The following is a 20,879-nucleotide window of genomic DNA, read 5'->3' as shown; positions in this document are numbered from 1 at the left end:
TATGCATGGGAGGTAACAAATGAATATTCTTGAAGGAAAAAACATTCTTATTATGGGTGTTGCGAACAAGCGAAGTATCGCCTGGGGAATTGCACAATCACTCCACGCGGCGGGAGCACGTCTGCTTTTTACATATCAGGGCGAGCGGTTAAAGAAAAACGTAGAAGAATTGGCGGCTACCTTAGGCCCGGAACAGTCTACTCTCATTCCATGTGATGTGACGAAGGATGAAGACATTCAAGCGGCATTCGCCCGGATTAAAGAAGAGGTCGGCGTTTTGCACGGGATTGCCCACTGCATCGCCTTCGCTCCAACGGAAGAGCTGGAAGGGAAGTTCGTGACTACTTCCCGATCGGGTTTTGCCATCGCCCACGATATTAGTACATACTCGCTTGTTGCTGTAGCGAATGCCGCCCAGGAAGCGATGACGGAAGGCGGAAGCATTGTTACGCTTACTTATTTGGGCGGCGAACGTGTGCTGCCGAACTATAATGTTATGGGAGTAGCCAAAGCCGCGCTCGACATGAGTGTCCGTTATCTTGCCGCAGATTTGGGCGGGGACAATATTCGGGTCAATGCCATTTCCGCAGGACCCATTCGCACCCTGGCGGCGAAAGGCATCAAGAACTTTAACGATATTACGAAACTCGTAACGGAAAAAACCCCCCTTGGCCGCATGATCGACCAAAGCGAAGTTGGTGATACCGCTCTTTTCTTATTCAGCCATTTATCGAGAGGCATTACAGGCGAAGTAATACATGTAGATGCGGGCTACCATATCATGGGCAATTAAAATCATACGGGGTTAAAAAAATGGAAAAAGTAGATTTGCATTCTCACACAACAGCATCCGACGGCACTTTTACTCCGATAGAAAGTATTGCTCGCGCCCGGAAAAATGGGCTGTCCGCGCTGGGTATTACGGATCATGATACGGTTGCCGCCCTATCGTCCGCGATTGAAGAAGGAAAAAAACAGGGGATAGAGATTGTGCCGGGCATAGAAATAAGCTCTGTACATGATGGAAAAGACATCCATGTCCTCGGATATTACATCGATTATTCGGATGAATCATTTAATCAGCAGCTTGAAAGCCTTCGCAATGTACGAAATCAGCGAAATCAAATGATTGTGGAGAAGCTTGTGGAACTGGGAATTCCGATTACGATGGAAGAAGTGAAAAGCCGCAGCACTGTAAAGAAAGGAAATATTGGACGGCCGCATATTGCGGAAGTGTTAATGGAAAAAGGTGTCGTGTCATCGATTCAGGAAGCATTCGATCAATACCTTGGACAGGGGAAGGCTGCTTATGCCAACCCGCCGCGCATTACCCCGTTAGAAGCCATGCGGATGATTGAGGAGGCCGGCGGTGTGCCTGTTCTTGCTCATCCGGGACTCTACGATGATGTTGAACTGGTAGAACATCTGGTCGCAGAGGGGCTTAAGGGAATTGAGGTCTTCCATCCCGACCACAGTGAAGCGGACGAAAAATTTTATAATGACATAGCTGACCGGTATGGATTGATTAAAACAGCCGGTTCCGATTTTCACGGGATGAGAAACGGGGAAATCTTTCATGGGGACTTAGGTGAGAAAAGCACAACCATCGAAATCGTTGCTCGTTTAAAAAAATTGGCGCGTGTCCAATAGAAAAAGGGTCTGCATGGGCAGGCCCCTTTCTATTTTTTATAGTGCTTATTTCTACAAGGCTTATTTCTACATGGTTTTTATCATCGCAATATGTTCGATACCGGCATCTATAAAATGCTCCCCCCTGGGCTGATATCCGAGTTCTTCATAGAAAGGTTGGGCAGATATCTGGGCGTTTAATTTTAGGGCCGTAAATTTTTCTTCTCTGGCAGCCTTTTCTACGGCTTCCATGATTTTTCGGCCAAGCCCTTTACCCCGGTGAACCGCAAGTACGGCTACCCGTTCCACTTTTCCCATGCCTTGATCGTAAGGTCTCAGGCGGGCCGCCGCCACGGCTTCCCCGTTCTCATTCGCTATAATAAAATGCCGGGTTCCCGTCCCTGCCACATCATGCTCGTCCAATTCTAATTCTTCCGGAACATTCTGTTCTTCAATAAATACCGAACGCCGCACTGCAAGAGCCTTTTTCAGCGTTGCTGCGTCGTCTGCGCTTTTTACATGATAAGCTGCCATCCGGCATACCCCCTCCAAGTAAATATAGAACTAGAATGCATGTATATTTTTCACATAAAAAGTATACCCTAAATTTATTCGTATGCAAGGAGGCATATTTTTTATGGAAATGGTCTATGTAGTTATTTTTTCTCTTATTGCACTTATTTTATTATTCGGTGCAAGTTACTTATTGGCGCTTGTGTTAAATAAGGTAAGTGAGAATGCGGAGTGGTTAATCATAAGAGAAACGGTAAGGGTAAGTGAAGAAACGGTACACACAAATAAAGAGGATCATCCCTGAGTTTCATTAAGGCGGCGCAAAGCTAAGAATACACCCAAAGCGCACGATTCTGTCAACCCTGAACCGAAAGAATAATATAATAAATGTATCTATTTTTTCACTTTCGGTTCGGGGAAGGAGAACACCGTATGATAAGACAGGTGCACAGTAGGGAAGTGAAGGCTGCCGCTTTGTCTCGTCTGCAAGAGCGAGGAGTTACGATAGAAGATATAGCTGACGTTGTGTTTCTTATGCAGGCTCCTTATAATGTTGGGTTGAAAATCGATTCCTGTATTGAGAGTGTCCACGCGGTCTTAGAAAAGCGGGAGGTTCAGCACGCGATTCTTGTAGGAACAGAGCTGGATATTTTAGCGGAGAAAAAATCGCTTTCTGAACCCTTGCTGTCTATTGTGGAAACAGACGAGGGCCTGTTCGGGTGCGATGAAACGTTGGCGTTAGGTTCTGTATTCGGATATGGAAGCATTGCAGTAACGACGTTCGGTCATCTCGACAAACAGAAAATTGGCGTTATTAAACGGTTGGATACGAAGCGGGGGAACGCCATTCACACCTTTCTGGATGATTTAGTGGCCAGTATTGCTTCGTCTGCCTCAAGCCGATTGGCTCACCGGCTGCGGGATGAACAGGAGGCGGAAATGGAACGCCAATTGCAGGCGCAGCAAAACAGGAAGCAGGCGGGCCAGCCTTAGAGCAGCCCGCTTTTAACAAGGTCAATGAATCCCATGTGATCATTGCGTTATCAATAAATATCGTGTATAGTTATAATAATTAGGGCCTTTAGCTCAGTTGGTAGAGCGGTCGGCTCATAACCGATTGGTCACAGGTTCGAGTCCTGTAGGGCCCATTTCATTGCAAATGTTAATCACAAAGAGCAAGTCCTTCTTAGGGGCTTGCTCTTTGTCGTTTACTCCACGTCTAAAAGAGAAATTAGAAAAACGTATTCCATTTATAAATAATTTTTTTAAAGAAAAGGAAATCTACTAATATAAATTTTATAAAAGGGTGCATAAACAATGGAACAAGAAGCGAAAGAAATAAAAGACATACTCGATTTGAATAATCCAGATTATTACAATAACAGAGAACTCAGCTGGCTTGATTTTAACGAACGCGTGCTGCAGGAAGCGGTCGATGAAAGGAATCCTTTATTGGAACGGTTAAGGTTTCTGGCTATTTTCAGCTCGAACTTAGATGAATTTTTTATGATAAGAGTCGCTGAGCTAAAAGATAAAATAAGAGCAAATTATAACAAACCGGATAATAAAGCAGGGTTAACACCAAAACAACAATTAGCCGCGATTTCCGAAAAAGCCCGCGATCTTGTTAAGATGCTCTACAAATTCTTTAACTTTGAAATTTTATCAAAATTAGAAAAACAAAATATACAAATTTTACGTATGTCCGACCTTAACCAACATCAGCATAACTATTTAGAAGAAATCTTTAGTGAACGTATTTTTCCTGTTCTCAGCCCGATGGCCATTGACGCGTATCGCCCATTTCCAATGGTATTAAATAAGAGTATTAACTTGGCAATACTATTGCACCATGACTCAGAACAGGATACTGCAAAAACAAAGTTTGCCATTATAAAAGTACCTTCTGTGTTCAAAAGGTTTATCGAAATTTCGGAGCAGGGACACCGCCAATTTGTTTTATTAGAAGATGTGATTGCCCACTTTAGTTATAAATTATTTGTAGGGTATTCCGTTATCTCAACGACTCAGTTTCGTGTCACCCGCGATGCCGACTTAACGATACATGAAGAAAGAACGACACATCTATTAAGGGAAATTGAAAAAGAGCTGAAAAAACGAAATTTTGGGGATGCTGTTCGCTTAGAGGTAAAACAAAACAATACGGATAAAAAAGTAGTCGCCACCCTTTTAAAAACATTTAACATCCATGAAAATGATATGTACATGATAGACGGCCCGCTCGACCTTACATTTTTAAATTCTTTTTATGACGAAGTTGCACATGATAAAGAACATTTAGTTTATGAAACGCTCCTACCCCAACCGGTAAAAGATTTAAATTGTGATGGGAGCATTTTTGATGTTGTTTCAAAGAAAGACATTCTTATTCATCATCCTTACCAGTCATTTACACCGGTGATTGACTTTCTTTCTGAAGCGTCTGAAAATCCTGATGTTCTTGCCATTAAACAAACATTGTACAGGGTTAGTGGCGATTCACCTATCATCGGTGCGCTTAAAAGAGCTGCGGAGAACGGCAAACAGGTCACCGTTCTCGTTGAATTAAAAGCGCGCTTTGAAGAAGAAAAAAACGTAAAATGGGCGAAGATGTTGGAACGGGTGGGTTGTGATGTTATCTATGGTATGTACCATCTAAAAACCCACAGTAAAATTACGCTAGTCATTCGACAAAGGGAAGGCAAAATCGAACGGTTCGTTCATTTAGGCACGGGAAACTACAACGAAAATACTGCTAAAATCTATACAGATGTAGGCTTGTTCACTTCTAACCATGAATTTGGTATCGATGCAACAAATTTTTTTAACTATTTAAGTGGTCATACAGAAAAACCGTCGTTTTATCATTTTTCCACGTCACCTTATGACATTCGGAACAAGTTTATGGATTTGATTAATCAAGAGATTAAAATCCACCAACAAACAAGGAATGGAAGAATTATCGCAAAAATGAATGCATTGACGGATAAAAAAATTATAACGAAGCTGTATGAAGCATCCAGGGAAGGGATACAGATTGATTTAATTATTCGTGGAATTTGCTGCCTCCGCCCCGGTATTCGGGGGGTAAGTGAAAACATCCGCGTACGAAGTATTGTGGGGAGATTTCTTGAACACAGTAGAATGTTTTATTTTTACCATAATGGAGAGGAAAAAACATACCTGTCCTCGGCCGATTGGATGACAAGAAATATGGAGAACCGGGTGGAAATTCTTTTTCCAATCTATGATTCGTCTTTAAAAAAATATGTAAAGGACGTCCTTTTAATCATACTGAAAGACAATGTGAAGGCAAGAATTCAAGATGCATCCGGCAAATACCATTATGTGGATTCTGATGCTTCTGAGGAAGAAGTTGACAGTCAAATTGTGTTGTTTGAAAAGGCATATCAAGTGAGCGAATGTGAGGAAAATTCCGATTTTCATGAGTAACAAAGCTCACTACCGGCGTGGAGAGAATGCGTTAGCCCTAGCCAAGCAATCTTTATGGGAAATGATAACGGCACCGTTTGTGAATGTTTTATAGACATAGTATATAAAATAAAGATCGGGAGAGGTCTAAAAAGGAGGTATACGATGTTTCGAGGAAATTCATTTTGGGCTGGTGTCGTTTCAGGAGGATTATCTCAAATTAATGATTCGAGGGCATATTCAAACGGGGTTATCAACAGGGGTGAATATGCGGCAAACACAACATGCAATGTGACAAGTGCAGTCGGCGTGATGGCGGGTGTGGAATACGGCGCCATGCTGGGTTCTGCGGTTATGCCGGGTATCGGCACGGTGGCCGGGGCTATGATTGGAGGAGTGATTGGTGACCGCGTCGGGCGTACGGTGGGGACGACAGCAGGCAGCATAATGTTTAAACGTTAAAGGAAAAAGACCGGATCGCGATGTGTTTGCGCGACCGGTCTTTTTCCTTATTAATGAAGTTCATTTTTTATCTCTGTAAATTGGCTTTGTAAATAATTGTCGTTTAACACATTAAACGCACTGCCTGAGTCCATATTTTTTTCTGTATATTCCGCAGGTTCTACGTTTGTGTCGTATGTAAAAACAGGATTAGATTCGGAAGAAGCCGGCAGCAAATTTTGCGTGTTCGACGTCATCCCCTTTACCTGATCTGTAAGTGACATGATGGAAGCAAGGCCTTTTACGGCGGTTGTCCTGACTAATCGTCTAGCTTCTGGTGATAAAGTAAGGATAGCTGTGATTGTAAAAAAGGCGATACCAAGCGGGGATTTAGGAAGCAATTTTTTAATCATAAATTTCCCTCCATATTTTAGTATATCGTTTACTTTTTCCTAACTTGTAATTGTTATGCATTAGGAAATCAGACAGCGAATAAAAAGGCAGCGATCCCATCATAATAACTTTATCATGAAAGTAACAGAGGGGGGGTGAAACGGTGAACCAAATTCTATTTAAACAGAGATTGATTCGGTCATTACCAGGCAGACTGCGGGTTCAAATATACGGATTAAAGGATAACCGTGCTTTTGCACAAAAGTTGGAACAATCTCTGCAATCTTTATCACACATTCAACGTGTGCATACATGTACGAACACAGGCCGGGTGTTAATTATGTACAATCCAGCCCAAGCTACGACTGGTTCTATCTGTAACCTTCTTCATCAGCTTGAGAAAGAAGAGTTCATGAAATGTCATGTCGGATGCGGTGAATATGATGAGCAAATTACAGATGAAGTGGCAAGTACGGCAACGGTAGCAGCAAATCCACCCGTAGATATTCCGGAAACTTTTGAAGCGATTCCGACTGAAGCCAAAAACAATTCCGTTCCCTCTTTGGCACTAACGGCTTCGATTGCCGGCTTGGGTATCATTGGTGCCAAACGGCTGCTCATGGGTAAATCGCAGTTAGCAATGGGCAGCGGGTTGTTTCAGACGGCAGGAATTTTATCGATCCTAACGGGTTATCCGGTGTTTAAAAGAGGCTTCGAACGTTTTTCAAGGGAAAGGCGATTAAATGAAGACTTGATTTTGGGAACGGCCGCTTTCGTATTAGCTCTCGTGCGGGAGAATGTAATTGCATTGGCCGGCGTTAGTTTGATTCAGTATTTAAATTGGCAGCAAAGAAAAAACAACATTGAAAACAAGGACCCTTCCCTTTACTTATCGGATAAAACGAAAACATACGCCGACCGCAGTACAAAATTAGCGTTCAGCTTAGCAGGGCTTACGTATTTGTTAACGCGAAATCCGCTGCAAACCATGGGTGTAATGCTGGCCGCAAATCCGAGACCTAGTTTAGCTGCGGAAGAATATGCGTGGAAAAGCGCCGAGCTGAATCAGTCGCATACTATTCCTAAAAATAAAACGTTATGCGACATCGCTCACTTGGAAAATGTTGTAGTAAAGGATACATCTCTGCTGTTTTCCAAGAGAAAAGAAACATTATCATGCATAAGCAATACAGAGGAAGACAAAATTTGGTGTATAGCGGGCAGTCTGGTGGAAAAGTCTTCCCACCATTTAAAACATTCAATTCTGGAAAAAGCTACAGCGATTAACAGGACGAAGCGCACATCATTTGAAGTAAAAGAAACAGAAAAAGGCATCACAGGTAAAGTAAACGGCCAAACATATTGTTTTGGCACAAAAGAGTTCATGCAGCAGCATAAAATTTTATGGAATGAGTTCGAGCTTGAAGTGAAACGATGGGAGAAGAAAAACGGAGACGTATATTTCTTAGGTAAAAACGGGAAGTGTTTGGCGATTTTTTTATACCAGAATCCCGTCTTCTCTACCCAAGCCGGAGAGGATTTGAAAAATCTTCAAAAAAATCATCCGCAATTGAGGGTTTATTTTTTATCAGATTCCATGCAAGTGGGAACACAACTACAAGAACATAATTGGGAATTACTTAACGGGGAAGACCTTGAGAAACTGAAAGAAAAATATATTTTTGTAACGGATCAAGTACGTGAAACCGATGTATCCTGCATTCCTATTACCGATCTAAAACATTTTGAAAAGACGTTAGCGTTCACTAAGGAAATAGAGACGGTAAATGAGCAACATCGACAGTGGACAATGGTGTGGAATATGCTCGGAACCGCTTTTATGATGTCGGGCAGAATGGCTGCTCCACTAGCCAACCTGATTTCAGATGCGTTAAAGGTGGTTCTTTTGGCCAGGGCAAAGAAAGCCGCAGAAAACGGTTCGGACGCAAATCGTATAAAACGTAACCTGCAAAAAAATGATGGACTAAACTGGCACACTTTTTCATTACAACAATTGGAAGAGAGGTTAGGGACAGATTCCAAAAAAGGCCTACCGGAAAAAAACGTAACGGGTATTAGGTCAACTGTTGGCCTTAATCAGATAGACCCTGCTCAGAAGGAACATTGGGTTTTTCCGTTCATCAGACAATTTAAGGAATTTACCACACTGATCTTGTTGGGAACGAGTGCTGTTTCTCTTTATTCGGGAGATATTTTTGATGGCCTGGCCATGCTTTCTGTACTGCTGGCTAACGCCGTTGTCAGCACAGTTCAGGAACGGAAAGCAGAGAAAGTCGTTGATCAATTAAATCAATTTCAGCCGCCGATGTGCAAGGTCATTCGTGAAGGTACAGAATCCGAGATCTCTGCAGCTCAATTAGTCCCCGGTGATATTGTTGTGATCGAGAGCGGGGACAGAGTGCCGGCTGATATGCGTATTTTATCTGATTGGAATTTGGAGGTTAACGAATCTGCTTTAACAGGTGAATCTTTGGCAGTGAAGAAGTCTGCCGGTACATTGCCCCCGGATACCGGGCTTGCCGAGAGAACAAACATGCTGTATATGGGAACGAATATCACCCGCGGGAAAGGAATCGGGGTGGTCGTTGAAACAGGAATGAATACCGAGATTGGGTATTTAACCTCCCTGTTAAAAGACGAAAATAAAGAGATTACACCTCTCCAAGAAAAGGTTTCTTCGATTAGTAAAGTATTTGTAAAGGGGGCGTTCCTCGCGGGCGCTTTAGTATTGGCTGTAGGTTTAGTAAGAGGCAATACGATACAGCAAATGATCCCGACATCGGTAGCCTTAATCGCCTCCGCGATTCCGGAAGGTTTGCCGGTTACCATTACCATTGCATTAAGCGCCGGCATCTATAGAATGTCAAGACGCAATGCCGTCATGAGAAAGCTTTCTGCATTAGAAACATTGGGGCGGGTTAGTGTCATATGTTCTGATAAAACCGGAACCTTAACAAAAAATGAAATGACTGTGACGAAAATCGCCACGATAAACAACCAATGGGATGTTACCGGTGAGGGTTACTCACCAGAAGGAAAACTTCTTCATAAAGACGGAGAAAATGTACGTGATGAAGAGGTAAATAAGATCCTTCAAATCGGTGCTCTCTGCAATAACAGCCAACTAGCCATGGAAGAAGGACGATTTAACGTAAAGGGTGACCCGACGGAAGGATCTTTATTAACGTTAGCGGAAAAAGCGGGCTTTACAAACTTATCGCACTGGCACCGTAAACGGGAAATCCCTTTCGATTCTGCAACCGGGACAATGAGTGTTCTATGCAATGATACGTTGCAGGAAGATGCGTGCCATATCATGGCGAAAGGTTCTGTTGAGGCCATTTTGAAAAAGTGCTCATTTTTTCAGCAAAGCGGAAAAGTTTACCCACTAACAGAGGATATCAGAACAAACATCTTACAGCAAAATGATCAATTTGCTGCCGAAGCGCTGCGTGTTCTTGGCTTCGCCTATCGGGTGTTAGACACGAATGAAACCCACGAGAACGCCGAAGACGAACAACTGATTTATGTGGGGATGGTTGGAATGATCGATCCGCCTAAATCGGAAGTGGCGCATGCGATAGCAGAGACATTCCGTTTGGGCGTTAAACCTGTCATGATCACAGGAGACCATCCGATTACAGCCATTGCAATTGGAAGCCAGTTAGGGCTGTACAAACAGGGTGACCGCGTTTTAATTGGAAGTGAATTAGACGAATTATGTGATGAACAGCTGGAAAACATCGTCGGAGACGTCTCGATTTTTGCCAGAGTTACCCCGGAACATAAACTGAGCATCGTTCAGGCCTATCAAAAAACCGGCCAAATCGTAGCTATGACAGGGGACGGTGTAAACGATGCACCGGCGATTAAGAAGGCAAATGTGGGTATCGCAATGGGGAGAACAGGGACAGAGGTAACAAAGCAAACGGCTGATATGGTACTAAAAGAGGACCATTTTGGTTCCATATTAGAAGGTGTAAAAGAGGGTCGAACCATTATAAGCAACATCCGCAAAGCGATTGGTTGTTTATTAACCGGGAATTTAGCCGAGATATTAGTGAGCAGTTTGGCTGTCATCGGGGGGATGCCCATTCCGCTTGTTCCGGTTCAAATATTATTAATGAACCTTTTAACCGATGCTTTACCGGCCGCAGTTCTGGCCGTAAATCCTGGAAATAAGGAATTAGTAACAGAAAAACAGGATATCGTTGATAAAAGTTTGTACAAAAAGGTGGCCATCAGGGGAATCGTTCTTGGCTTAGGTTCGCTTGGCCTTTTTGCAACAAGCCTGGCTCGGGGGGCGTCACTCCCGGCAGCTCGTACCATGGCATTTGCAACACTGGTTGCAGGCCAGCTGATCCAAACATTCTCCTGGAGACAGGAAAATGGACAGCCATTCTCTAGCTGGATAAAGGAAAAGTTTTTTGTTGGTTCTCTTGCGATTTCCTGGATATCACTCTTTTCCGTTTTGTATGTTCCTGCATTAGCCCGGGTATTCCATACGGCACCGTTACAATGGGGCCAGTTACTGCAAGTATTGCTCGTAAGCGGATCGGTGAGCCTTCTGTCAAAGCCTTTGTACAAGGCTTTGACAGAAGGGCGATTGCCGTCTAAACCTGTATTACAAGCTGCGTAAATGAATAAAAAGGATGTGTACATATGATTAACAGAAATCTGGAAGGTATTATCATTGGAGCCGCACTCATTTACTGTGCATCGGCGCTCTTGCCTATTGCAAAAACGACATTGAGTTCAGCAGGCAGAATCAAAGAAAAAGCATGGCCTGGTATTCGTACAGTAATTCAAACGGCAAGAGAAGAAATGGAAGACATTTTTGCTGAAGCACAATTTGAACGTATGAGAAAACAGATAGACAAGGAAATTTTGCATTAGGAGGGTATGGATGGACGCGAATAATGTGGATTATCATTTAACGCAAGCCTTTGCTCACCTTAAGCAAGCGTTAAACATAAGTGTGGATATGGTTCAGCTAAAACAAATAAAAAAAGAAGAACTAGGTAAAAAATGGGAACTCTTCTTTAGTGAGTTTTTTGGGATGGTGAAACGGAAGGGAGTAGAAAATAAACTGAATCTCCTCTCGTGGATTTCATTTTCTAATTTTAGAAAGTGGTAATTTCTAAATAATGAATCGAGGAATTTTTGTGGGGCAGAGGAAAAAATGATAAAATAAGCTGCGAAATTATCTGCTCGCTTTTGCATAGCGGGCTTCTTTTATTCATCAAAAAATTTACTGAAATGGCACGGCAGGCCGATGCCGACGTCAATAAACCAGGCATCGTTACTCAACGCTGGCAGGAAGGGCTTGAGTTCTACTGGGAAGGGTATTACAGCAAAGCGATCCCAAAGTTTGAGGAGGTCCACCAAAATTAAAAATTAAAGGCCAAACAAAAACTAAGATGTGTATCATGCGTATAAATCTAGTAGGATAGCTGAAACGATTCGGAAACGAGGGTTTGAAATGAAGGGGAAGGCACTCATTATACTGGCAACATTATCGATATCGGGTGTGGCTTTCGCATCGGGCAATATATATATGGGTAAATATCCTGTTGCCAATGTCCGGATAAACGGTGCGAGTTTAACGGAAGAAGATACACCCGCGATTACACTAAATAATAAGACTATGATTCCTCTCCAGACCGCGGCTGAAAAGATGGGCGCGTTTGTTGACTCCGATGAGAATACGGGGGAGATGATGGTAACCAAACCAAATATCAATATGATTGTAGCTGGGGAAATCGCCAGAAGCACGGAGGGCAATTATCAGATTAACTCCCCTTTCATGGCTGTTCCCAGGGGGAAAACTGCCTCGTTCGATGTCTTTGTCGAAGTGGATAATGCGCCCAAGGCCGACATGCTCGTATTCAAAGTCGTGGTGCGGGGTCCGAACGGTTCGGATGAGTATGTTAGTTATCCGCAGAGTTATTCCACCACGCGAAATGGAACAGCATTTCTTTATACGCATAATGTAAAACAACTGCAGTTTAAACAATCTGGCGATTATAAAGTTCAACTGATTATGAAAGAAGGAAATACGGGGGATTACAGGGTTGTTGGCGAAAATATAATCCATTCCCAATAAAATGCATTTTTTGACGGCTGATATTTGTATTTTTATAGGTAAGTGATATAATAATTCTATGCAACCCTTAATACCTTCACTTCGGTGAAACTTTAAAATGGAAAGGAACGAGAGCGTCGAATGAAAGCGAAGCCTAAGAGGCGTACCTCCAACCAAGATTTGGATGGCCCTAATTTACGCATTAATTGGTCTGATACACAGTCGCTGGTAGCATCCTGGGATATTAAAAATCAACAAATGGAGGCTATCGAGCAGCGTTTTGCCATTCCCTTGTCTGAATTACCGTTTGTTCTGCGCGTCTACGATGTGACCGAACGAATGATTAAAAATGATGGACTTGACCATTATGTTGATTTTGATATCAACCTGCAGGCGTCGGAATGCTTGCTGTATGGGATGGAGGGCACACGCGAATATTGTGGGGAATTAGGCGTGCGTATGATAGATGGTCGGTATTATTCGCTGAAACGATCGAATCTGGTACCCCCTTGTGTAAGCTAAGTGTGATGGGATATACCTTATTTCCGCTACATTGTTTATAAAAAAAGAGAACCCGATGAAGGTTCTCTTTTTTTTAGCTATAAGAAAAGAGTATTGCTCTTTAATACGCATCCCTCTTCTTATTTACGTGGGTTATAGTAAATGACGCGGCCATTAAATAAATGAAGTTCCGCTTTATACTCTTTCGCCAGATATTTGCAGAATTCATTTGCTTTCCCTTTGTCTCCGTGCGTTGATTCATCGGTAAGAGTAACCTGAATGTAATGTTCTTCCGGCGGCGCAGAGGCGGCTGATGTTTCGCCTTCTTCCCCGGCATGCTGTACAACGGCAGGTACTTTCGAGCCGACACCGATGAGAATGCAACAGTAAAGCTTCGGGTCGTTCCCTTTTAAGTAAAACCACTGGCCTTTAGCTTCCGGTTTTTCATGCACGGTATAAGGGAAAGCTGAATTATTATACGTCCAATCCAACTGCTCGCCTGTTTTTTTTGTCATTTCTATGTAATGATTGAGTTTTTCTTTCACTTCTTCAAGAGTAGCCTGCTTGGTAGTTGAACCTTCAACAAATTTAATGAAAGCATTCATGCTCACGAGTATTCACTCCCGCTAACTGATTCTTATGATTTGCCTATGTTACAGTTTAGCATTGCAGTAAGGCTTTGACAATAAAAATTCATAATATGCAATCGATCTACAAATTCTCTTAAACAACGTGTTGACTAAATTTTTAGAAAAATATACTATTATAAGTAAATAAAATTTATAGAAAATATTAAATCAGTGGAGGAAAAGGGAGGGACTTTATGGGCATAAATAACAATCATACACACGAACTTCATGATGTATTAAATACACTTCGTGCGATTTCTGTTGTCAATAAGGATGATTGGGAAGCCGCTGCAAGAAGGCTGCAGTTGGATTCAGCGGTCCAGTTAAATATACTCTGGATTGTATATTGTTACGAAGGTGTTCGTGTTACACAAATTGCCGAATGGACATTTTGGCATCCTTCATCCGTGGTGATTCACGTAAAGAAAATGATGGAGAAAGAGCTTGTGACCATTGAGAAAAGTGACAAAGACGGCAGGGTCGTTAACGTATACTTAACCGATAAAGGAAGAATGACCGTAGAAGAAAGCCGCCTGCAGGCACCCGATGTATTTCGTATCACGCGCGCCTTGGAAAGCCTTGAAAACCGCTATGGCAGAAATGTATCTGCTCTCTTCTTTGAATGCCTTGATTTCCTTGCTGAGGAACTGCATGGCCAGGAAAAAATCAACTGGATTCGTGAGAGCGATGAAAAGGTACGCAAGTTGACTCATTCATAGCAAAAAAAATAAACCCCCAACTTGGGGGTTATTTTCTTATAGGGAAAATATTGAGTTCACGCTCAATGGTTTTTCCTTTTTCATTTTTAACGATGACGGTAACATTCGTATTGATCCCGACGCTTCCCTGGTCGATTCGGAAAATAAGGCTTTGTGTGGACACGGAATTCGCCGGAACGGTAACGGTTTTTACCTGTGGGGAATCCCATGTTTGCGGGATATTTTTATACTCAAGCGTATAGGCCATCGGCTGTTTTTCCAGGTTCTCAATTTCAAGGTTATACGTATAGATAATTTTATTCTGCGCGGGTATTCCCTGTATATTTTTCGCGATGCTCACAGCGAAGCCGGTACTGTTGAAAATAGCAACGAGCAAAAGGGAAATCATCACAGTCATCAGGATGGTCAGCACGAATCCGGCGCCGCGAAACATATTTCTAAAGCCACCCTGACGGGAGTTTTTATCAGACAAAATCATCTGCAGCATACCGTACGGGCAGGCGTTACGGCAAAATTTATGGCGAAGGCGGTTAATCATCAAAAAGAAAAAAACAGTTGTGATGAAGTATGCCCAGAAAGACCAGGCGGATGTATCGAAGTGAATGATTTCGGCAAGCAAGTCCTGTGGGTTGTAGAAATACGCGATCATGCTAAATCCGATAACCGGGGCAAAAATTACAGAAAGCCCAATATCAATTGTATTCCGCAGGGTGGCGTTGTTTTTTAATGCTTTAGAGTTAGTAAGCTTTGTAAGGTATCCGGAAAATGTATTATGCGGACACATCCAACCGCAGAATTGGCGGCCAAACCATTTGGAAATGGAAACAAAGGTAAAAACGAGTACAAGTACGGTTAAAAGTAAAATATAGCCGTCATCAAAAGAAAACTTTCTACCTAAAACGTAGAAATGCAGGTGTACCATATCTATTCTAAAAATATCGAATAGTGGTACGATAAAAAACAGGACAAGTATCAAAACTTGTAGCCATGTACGGTTTTTCACTGATTTTCTTCCCCCTAATTGAATTCCTGAATTTCTCTTATAGAGTATGTGTTTACACTGAAATTCTCGCATATAAGCAAAGAGAAGGGAAGTGAACAGTTTGTGGCTTTTAGCCAAGCCAGAAACGGTGATCCGATTCTTTTATGCTTTAAAATTAGGGGTGGCCCCCTATGTACGTTCCAAAGTGTTCCAGTATCATAAATTTAGCGTGTCATATAAAATAAAATCTGGTATAATCATTTCACGGCAAATTTAAAATAAGGGAGGAATTCCGAATGTTCGAACGTTTGTATGATGAAACAGAGACAACGAAAGTGCATTTTACGGGGTTTGTATCAGAAACAAGCCGGTACGATTTTGGAATCGTTCTCACACATCAGTTCTTTGGGAAACCTCTCGTGATTTGTATGCAGACGGGACGTTCTTCTCTTATGTGTTCCGAAGATGTGCAGAATCTTGAGCTTCTAAAAAGAAAGTTCCTTATCCAAAATGATGAAGAAGCAAGGGAGTTGTCCCTTTTCCTCCAGGATCAATTACCGTCGGTTTCCAGCGGGCAGCAGCAATATTGATTTCGACTAATACCGAAAACTAGGTTAGCCAAAAAATCCCCGGTTCCCAAATGAGAACCGGGGATTTTTTTGTGTAAAGAACCGTATAACTTTTCTACATGTATAAGTGCGGCTAATGCTGCCCACGTTTTCATTAATTGGTCAAAATACCCCGTTGACGGAATTAGTATGACATATTATATTAATAATATAACATATAAAGCGGTGTTTTATTAGTTAATATGTATTTATTCAATAGGAGGTCATGAAAAAATGGTTACAATCGTATGTCAACGATGTGATAGCGTGATCGAGCACTACGAACATGAAAAGGTTGATACACTGTATGGCATATGTTCCGGATGCGGCTGCAAGTCGTCAAAAGAAGAATAAACAGAAATAAAAAAGAACCCTTATCAAAAATCAAAACCAGGGTTCTTTTTTTATTGGTTATACTATTTGCGTCATACTACTTAATTGCCTGTGTTCGTTTAATCACCTTGACGGTTTTCATAGACTCATCTTCGGGCCCTTGCACCGGAAGGCCGGCTTCCAGATTCTCAAGAATGTACGTGATATTGTCTTCTGTAAGAATTTCGCCTGGCATAATAATCGGTATACCCGGCGGATATACCATAATAAATTCCGCGATAATACGGTCCGCCGCTTCTGTTAATGGCACGATCTCCGTTTCGGAGTAGAAAGCCTCCCGTGGTGACAGAGCGAGCGCCGGTATTTTTGGCAGGTGAACCGGAAGAACACGCAAAGAACTTTTCCCCATTTGAATGCGGGCTAATTCACGCAATGCCTGAACGAGTAGCGTTACCGTCAGGATGGTGTCACCCGGAGTTACCAGACAGAGAATATTGTAAAGATCGCTGAGTTCAACTTCAATGTTATATTTTTCACGCAGCCATCCTTCGACTTGATGGCCGGTCAGCCCCAGCCCGCGCACTTGAATGATTAATTTGGATGGATCCATATCATAGGTGGCTTCTGTACCTAAAATTTCTTTTCCTACACAATAGAGTCCAGGTATGTCGTTAATCTCATCCCGGACGAAAGCAGCCAGTTCAAGCACGCGATCGAGCATTTGTTTCCCGTTTTCAACAAGATGCTTGCGGGCGACATCCAGCGAAGAAAGCAGGAGATACGAAGTGGATGTCGTTGTCATCATACTCAGAATCGATTTGACACGGTTGACAGAGACAAAGCCTTCCCGGACATTGAGCACGGAACTCTGAGTCATCGACCCGCCGAGCTTATGAACGCTTGTAGCGGCCATATCGGCTCCTGCCTGCATGGCCGAGAGAGGCATCTGATCGTGGAAATGAATATGAACGCCATGCGCTTCATCTACGAGAACGGGAACGTTAAACCCATGCGCGACTTCTACAATCTCTTTAAGATTTGCCGATATTCCAAAATAAGTTGGATTAATTACGACAACCCCTTTTGCTGTCGGGTGTTGTTCAAGTGCCTTCCGTACGGAGGCGGTTGTGATGCCGTGGGCGATTCCCAGATTTGCATCCATTGCGGGGTGGACGAATACCGGGATGGCCCCCGCAAATAAAATAGCTGACAAAATCGACTTATGCACGTTGCGTGGAATAATGATTTTTTCCCCGGGCCCGACAACAGCCATAATCATAGTCATAATCGCTCCGCTTGTCCCCTGCACGGAAAAAAATGTGTGGTCGGCACCGAACGCTTCAGCAGCCAGATCCTCGGCTTCTTTGATAATGCCTTTTGGATGGTGCAGATCATCGAGCGGTGCAATGTTAATTAAATCTATCGAAAGAGCATTTTGGCCAATGAAATCCCTAAATTCCGGATACATTCCCACCCCTTTTTTATGGCCAGGAATATGAAATTGAATCGGATTCTTCCGGGCGTGCTCAACAACCCCGGTAAAAAGGGGAGTTTTTGATTGATCCATACTGTCATGCCCCCAATCATATGCAGTTTTTATGTCGTCGCTTAAACATATAGAGTATACCAAAAACCCCTCCGATTTCAAGAGTCAGTATGATGAAAAATAAAAGGATTTAAACGTGCGTAAGTTGAAATATATAATAAATAAAAATGAGATAAAGGGGAGAGGAACAATGAAAACACGTGTAACTGAAAAGTTTGGCATTGACTATCCGATTGTTCAGGGCGGGTTGGCCTATTTGGCTTACGCCCAGCTTGCAGCTGCCGTTTCCAATGCGGGCGGACTCGGACAAATTACAGCGATGACACTTAAAACACCGGAAAATCTTCGTGCGGAAATACATAAGGTGCGCGCGTTAACCGATAAGCCGTTTGGCGTTAATTTCGCAGTCGGCCAGCACGGCCGCCCGTATGAAGAATTGCTTGAAGTCGCGATTGAAGAGAAAGTCTCCGCTATTTCGATTACCGGAGGCAATCCGAAACCGATTTTTGACCGGATTAAAGGTGAGGACATCCGGACATTGGTGCTCGTAGCAGGTGTGCGCCAGGCGCAGAAAGCGGAAGATCTGGGGGCAGATGCGGTCATGGCGGTAGGCCAGGAAGGCGGCGGTCATCTTGGACGTGATGACATTGGAACGATGGTGCTGGTTCCCCGCATCGTTGATTCTGTTTCCATTCCAGTGCTGGCAAGTGGAGGAATCGGCGATGGACGGGGATTTCTTGCCGCGCTGGCCTTAGGAGCTGAGGGGATTGAGATGGGAACACGTTTTATCGCTACCAAAGAATGCGTCCATGCCAGCCGGGCATACAAGGATGCGCTGTTGAAGGGAAAAGAAACGGATACCGTTGTTATTAAACGCACACTGGGGGCCCCGGGGCGCACCCTCCGTACCGACCATGCGCTGCAGATTATCGAAAGGGAAGCGAAAGGCGAATCATTTGAGCAAATCAAACCTTTAATCAGCGGCCAGGCAAATCGGAATTTCATTTATGACGGGGATGAGTCAAACGGTTTTGGCTGGGCCGGACAAGTGATCGGGCTTATAAACAGCGTCCCGACTGTTCAGGCGCTTTTTGATGAAATGATGGCAGCAGTGGAGCACAGAAGAAATGATATCGCGCGCATGTTCCAGGGGAGTGCAGAAGCTGAATAAACGAAAACTAAGGCTAGCGCCAAGCCAAAGGCGCTAGCCTTAGTTTTCTTTATCTGCAAAGAAGATAGAGCGGTTTTAAGGTTTGAAAGGTTTGCTCAACAATAGACAGCAGAGCGTGCCCGTCGGAAACGGACGAATCATGCCTGTCCAAGGTAATTCCGCAAAGAATTTCAGACTTCTTCACGTTTTTTAACCGGTGTATCGTCTCCTCCATTTTCTCATCATTCATATCCGCATGCGGATACGTGCCGGGCTGGGTATGGTCAAACGACCAGACATAGTTCGCTGGAATTTCCGTTTTAATTTGCCGCCAGCTCGCCGCCAGATTATCTGCGAAATGAGGTTTAATCGGCGATTCATATATCAAAGCAAACCAGATAAATAAGTGGGTTTCCCACAGGCCTACCTGAAAATGGGGTAGCATTTTGTACCCGCGCTTGCTGCTTGCCCAGGCAACCCATGTATCAGATGGGGGGTGGACCGTTCGCCTGGCATGCTTGGCTACGTGGGAATACATTTCGTCCCCGGTCTCCGCCGTTAAAATCGGAGTGAAGTGGGAACCAAGAGCTTCCAGTTTTGGGCGAATTGTCGCTTTAAGGGCTTCCATCCTCGCCTCCAACCCCGGAATGGTAAATACATGAAAATCGGTTTCGGTAAAACCCTGAAATGACATGGTGAACCTCCTCGTATGAACGCTATGATTCTTATCATACTCTTTGTGGTAAGTAGTTAACAACAATTCTCACTTGAATTATTTAATTATATAGTATATCATTAGTGTAAACAAAATTTTCAGAATATTAGAAATGGAGGGGAGTAACATGCAGGCGTACGACCAGATCGAATACAGTAATGTGGCGTTGTGGTTTAACCGCGAGCAGATTCAGGAACTTGTTGTACTGATTATGGAACAGGGGATGAATGTGGCATGGAGAGAAACAACAAAATATTTTACCCTCTCAGTGCAAACTAACGAAAACAGACACAGACTCACATTTAAACGCATTGGTCAGCAGTATCGGCTGCGTGACCGTCACTATAAAATCAAAGATAACCGTTTCGAAAAAATTTTACACCACTTTATCGAGCAAGTAAAAGGTCATGCGATTATCACCTTTTTTACCGGCGACCAGCTTGTCGTGCAGAAAATCCGGTACGGAGAAGCTGAGAGAATTATCAAAATCACAGGGTCTCAACGCGAAATTGTTTTTGAAAAAGAATGCTCGGTCACAATGGATGATGTGATGGCCGCGTTAAAACGAACCGATGCGGAAGCCCGTATCCCCGCTCTGCGCATGGAGCTGGATTCTGAATTGTCGGTTCTGCATGAGGCGATAAAGGCAGAGGATAAAGACCTGATACTGCGCACAAAGGAAAAACTGTCTCACCTGCATCAAGAGATGCTGCTCCTGGAACTGTAGGAAGGATATTTCCAGTCATATGGAGAAATGATAAGCATACTTCGAGCGTACTTTGCGATAAGTATGCTTTTTTTTATGAATTAGCCGAGAACACTCGTGACTTCCGTCATGAGATGAATCGGCTTCGGACAAGGCGTGTCTTTTGACACGTCAATTGTCCGACATATGTTGACTTATCTATTAACAAAAAAATACTGATATTTAGCAATAATAACTTAAAAAATATTTGACATATGTTATCCTGTGATTGAGGTGGATAACATGGCAGAAGTCAAACATGGTAGAGGATATGTGTACTCTATCCAATACCATATTGTATGGTGTGTGAAATATCGCCATAAAGCAACATTCAATTCCAAATATCATCAAAGCGTTAAAAGGTGTTTCGGCAAGGTTGCTATTTAAAGAGTTCCCCCAGCTAAAAAAGAAACTATGGGGAGGGAATCTTTGGAATC

General features: G+C 43.1%; 23 protein-coding genes, 1 tRNA gene and 1 pseudogene. 19 read left to right on the top strand and 6 right to left on the bottom strand.

The genetic code is table 11. The features are described 5' to 3' along the window. Positions 1–19: 19 nt before the first annotated feature. The gene (fabI, locus tag H525_RS0119440; protein WP_027417556.1) at positions 20–793 is read left to right on the top strand and encodes an enoyl-ACP reductase FabI; all 774 of its coding nucleotides are present in this window, start codon (positions 20–22) and stop codon (positions 791–793) included. 20 nt (positions 794–813) lie between these two features. Further along, positions 814–1,650: a PHP domain-containing protein gene (locus H525_RS0119435; RefSeq protein ID WP_027417555.1), complete on the top strand. Its 837-nt coding sequence runs from the start codon at positions 814–816 to the stop codon at positions 1,648–1,650. A gap of 66 nt (positions 1,651–1,716) precedes the next feature. Here H525_RS0119435 and H525_RS0119430 read toward each other — a convergent pair whose 3' ends face one another. Further along, positions 1,717–2,163 carry a GNAT family N-acetyltransferase gene (locus H525_RS0119430; protein ID WP_027417554.1) on the bottom strand — a complete coding sequence of 149 codons (447 nt, stop codon included), beginning with the start codon at positions 2,161–2,163 and terminating at the stop codon, positions 1,717–1,719. A gap of 103 nt (positions 2,164–2,266) precedes the next feature. On the opposite strand from H525_RS0119430, the gene H525_RS0119425 reads away from it, so the two are divergent. From H525_RS0119425 to H525_RS24875, 5 genes are all read left to right on the top strand, one after another. Further along, positions 2,267–2,446, top strand: a complete 180-nt coding sequence (locus H525_RS0119425; RefSeq protein ID WP_027417553.1) for a hypothetical protein — start codon at positions 2,267–2,269, stop codon at positions 2,444–2,446. A gap of 128 nt (positions 2,447–2,574) precedes the next feature. Beyond that, positions 2,575–3,135: a phosphatidylglycerophosphatase A family protein gene (locus tag H525_RS0119420; RefSeq protein WP_027417552.1), complete on the top strand. Its 561-nt coding sequence runs from the start codon at positions 2,575–2,577 to the stop codon at positions 3,133–3,135. An 82-nt stretch (positions 3,136–3,217) separates the two neighbouring features. After that, positions 3,218–3,290 (top strand) — tRNA-Ile (locus tag H525_RS0119415). A gap of 169 nt (positions 3,291–3,459) precedes the next feature. Further along, entirely contained in the window at positions 3,460–5,595 is a 2,136-nt protein-coding gene (locus tag H525_RS0119410; RefSeq protein ID WP_027417551.1) for an RNA degradosome polyphosphate kinase, read from the top strand. A gap of 144 nt (positions 5,596–5,739) precedes the next feature. Continuing rightward, the gene (locus H525_RS24875) at positions 5,740–6,036 is read left to right on the top strand and encodes a hypothetical protein (RefSeq protein ID WP_035102066.1); all 297 of its coding nucleotides are present in this window, start codon (positions 5,740–5,742) and stop codon (positions 6,034–6,036) included. Between the two features lie 50 nt (positions 6,037–6,086). Here H525_RS24875 and H525_RS24870 read toward each other — a convergent pair whose 3' ends face one another. Further along, on the bottom strand, positions 6,087–6,428 hold the full coding sequence (locus H525_RS24870) for a hypothetical protein (protein WP_035102064.1): 342 nt from the start codon (positions 6,426–6,428) through the stop codon (positions 6,087–6,089). Positions 6,429–6,571: 143 nt separating this feature from the next. On the opposite strand from H525_RS24870, the gene H525_RS0119395 reads away from it, so the two are divergent. The 6 genes from H525_RS0119395 (at position 6,572) to H525_RS0119370 (ending at position 13,036) form a co-directional block, all read left to right on the top strand. Then, a complete protein-coding gene (locus tag H525_RS0119395) occupies positions 6,572–11,068 on the top strand; it encodes a cation-translocating P-type ATPase (RefSeq protein ID WP_035102062.1) in 4,497 nt (1,498 codons plus the stop codon). Between the two features lie 23 nt (positions 11,069–11,091). Next, on the top strand, positions 11,092–11,325 hold the full coding sequence (locus H525_RS0119390; RefSeq protein ID WP_027417549.1) for a hypothetical protein: 234 nt from the start codon (positions 11,092–11,094) through the stop codon (positions 11,323–11,325). Between the two features lie 10 nt (positions 11,326–11,335). Then, a complete protein-coding gene (locus tag H525_RS0119385) occupies positions 11,336–11,566 on the top strand; it encodes a hypothetical protein (RefSeq protein WP_027417548.1) in 231 nt (76 codons plus the stop codon). A 26-nt stretch (positions 11,567–11,592) separates the two neighbouring features. After that, on the top strand, positions 11,593–11,823 hold the full coding sequence (locus H525_RS0119380; protein ID WP_027417547.1) for a hypothetical protein: 231 nt from the start codon (positions 11,593–11,595) through the stop codon (positions 11,821–11,823). A gap of 88 nt (positions 11,824–11,911) precedes the next feature. Continuing rightward, positions 11,912–12,535 (top strand): stalk domain-containing protein, encoded by a 624-nt coding sequence (locus H525_RS0119375; protein WP_027417546.1) that lies wholly within the window; start codon positions 11,912–11,914, stop codon positions 12,533–12,535. 120 nt (positions 12,536–12,655) lie between these two features. After that, entirely contained in the window at positions 12,656–13,036 is a 381-nt protein-coding gene (locus H525_RS0119370) for a DUF4912 domain-containing protein (protein WP_027417545.1), read from the top strand. Positions 13,037–13,155: 119 nt separating this feature from the next. On the opposite strand, the gene H525_RS0119365 is transcribed toward H525_RS0119370, so the two are convergent. Then, positions 13,156–13,620, bottom strand: coding sequence for a DUF1885 family protein (locus H525_RS0119365; protein ID WP_035102089.1), 465 nt, complete (start codon positions 13,618–13,620; stop codon positions 13,156–13,158). A 224-nt stretch (positions 13,621–13,844) separates the two neighbouring features. Here H525_RS0119365 and H525_RS0119360 point away from each other — a divergent pair, with 224 nt between their 5' ends. Further along, positions 13,845–14,363 (top strand): MarR family winged helix-turn-helix transcriptional regulator, encoded by a 519-nt coding sequence (locus H525_RS0119360; RefSeq protein WP_027417543.1) that lies wholly within the window; start codon positions 13,845–13,847, stop codon positions 14,361–14,363. Positions 14,364–14,391: 28 nt separating this feature from the next. Here H525_RS0119360 and H525_RS0119355 read toward each other — a convergent pair whose 3' ends face one another. Then, entirely contained in the window at positions 14,392–15,366 is a 975-nt protein-coding gene (locus H525_RS0119355) for a 4Fe-4S binding protein (protein ID WP_027417542.1), read from the bottom strand. 275 nt (positions 15,367–15,641) lie between these two features. On the opposite strand from H525_RS0119355, the gene H525_RS0119350 reads away from it, so the two are divergent. Then, on the top strand, positions 15,642–15,935 hold the full coding sequence (locus tag H525_RS0119350; protein ID WP_051331174.1) for a DUF3055 domain-containing protein: 294 nt from the start codon (positions 15,642–15,644) through the stop codon (positions 15,933–15,935). Positions 15,936–16,187: 252 nt separating this feature from the next. Further along, entirely contained in the window at positions 16,188–16,307 is a 120-nt protein-coding gene (locus H525_RS26735; protein ID WP_081413516.1) for a GapA-binding peptide SR1P, read from the top strand. 76 nt (positions 16,308–16,383) lie between these two features. On the opposite strand, the gene H525_RS0119345 is transcribed toward H525_RS26735, so the two are convergent. Continuing rightward, on the bottom strand, positions 16,384–17,853 hold the full coding sequence (locus H525_RS0119345; RefSeq protein WP_027417540.1) for an aminotransferase class I/II-fold pyridoxal phosphate-dependent enzyme: 1,470 nt from the start codon (positions 17,851–17,853) through the stop codon (positions 16,384–16,386). Positions 17,854–18,022: 169 nt separating this feature from the next. On the opposite strand from H525_RS0119345, the gene H525_RS0119340 reads away from it, so the two are divergent. Beyond that, a complete protein-coding gene (locus H525_RS0119340; protein ID WP_027417539.1) occupies positions 18,023–19,003 on the top strand; it encodes an NAD(P)H-dependent flavin oxidoreductase in 981 nt (326 codons plus the stop codon). Positions 19,004–19,052: 49 nt separating this feature from the next. On the opposite strand, the gene H525_RS0119335 is transcribed toward H525_RS0119340, so the two are convergent. Continuing rightward, positions 19,053–19,676, bottom strand: coding sequence for a YktB family protein (locus H525_RS0119335; protein ID WP_027417538.1), 624 nt, complete (start codon positions 19,674–19,676; stop codon positions 19,053–19,055). Positions 19,677–19,824: 148 nt separating this feature from the next. Between H525_RS0119335 and H525_RS0119330 the strand changes: the two genes are divergently transcribed. Next, entirely contained in the window at positions 19,825–20,424 is a 600-nt protein-coding gene (locus H525_RS0119330; protein WP_027417537.1) for a hypothetical protein, read from the top strand. Between the two features lie 261 nt (positions 20,425–20,685). Continuing rightward, positions 20,686–20,866 (top strand): annotated as a pseudogene (locus tag H525_RS26730) (transposase); the annotation flags it as partial. Between the last annotated feature and the right edge of the window lie 13 nt (positions 20,867–20,879).

The organism is Aneurinibacillus terranovensis DSM 18919 (assembly GCF_000430625.1).
Taxonomy (GTDB): Bacteria; Bacillota; Bacilli; order Aneurinibacillales; family Aneurinibacillaceae; genus Aneurinibacillus_B; species Aneurinibacillus_B terranovensis.
Note: the sequence above shows the minus strand (reverse complement) of the source record. Positions and strands in the feature narration are given on the sequence as shown.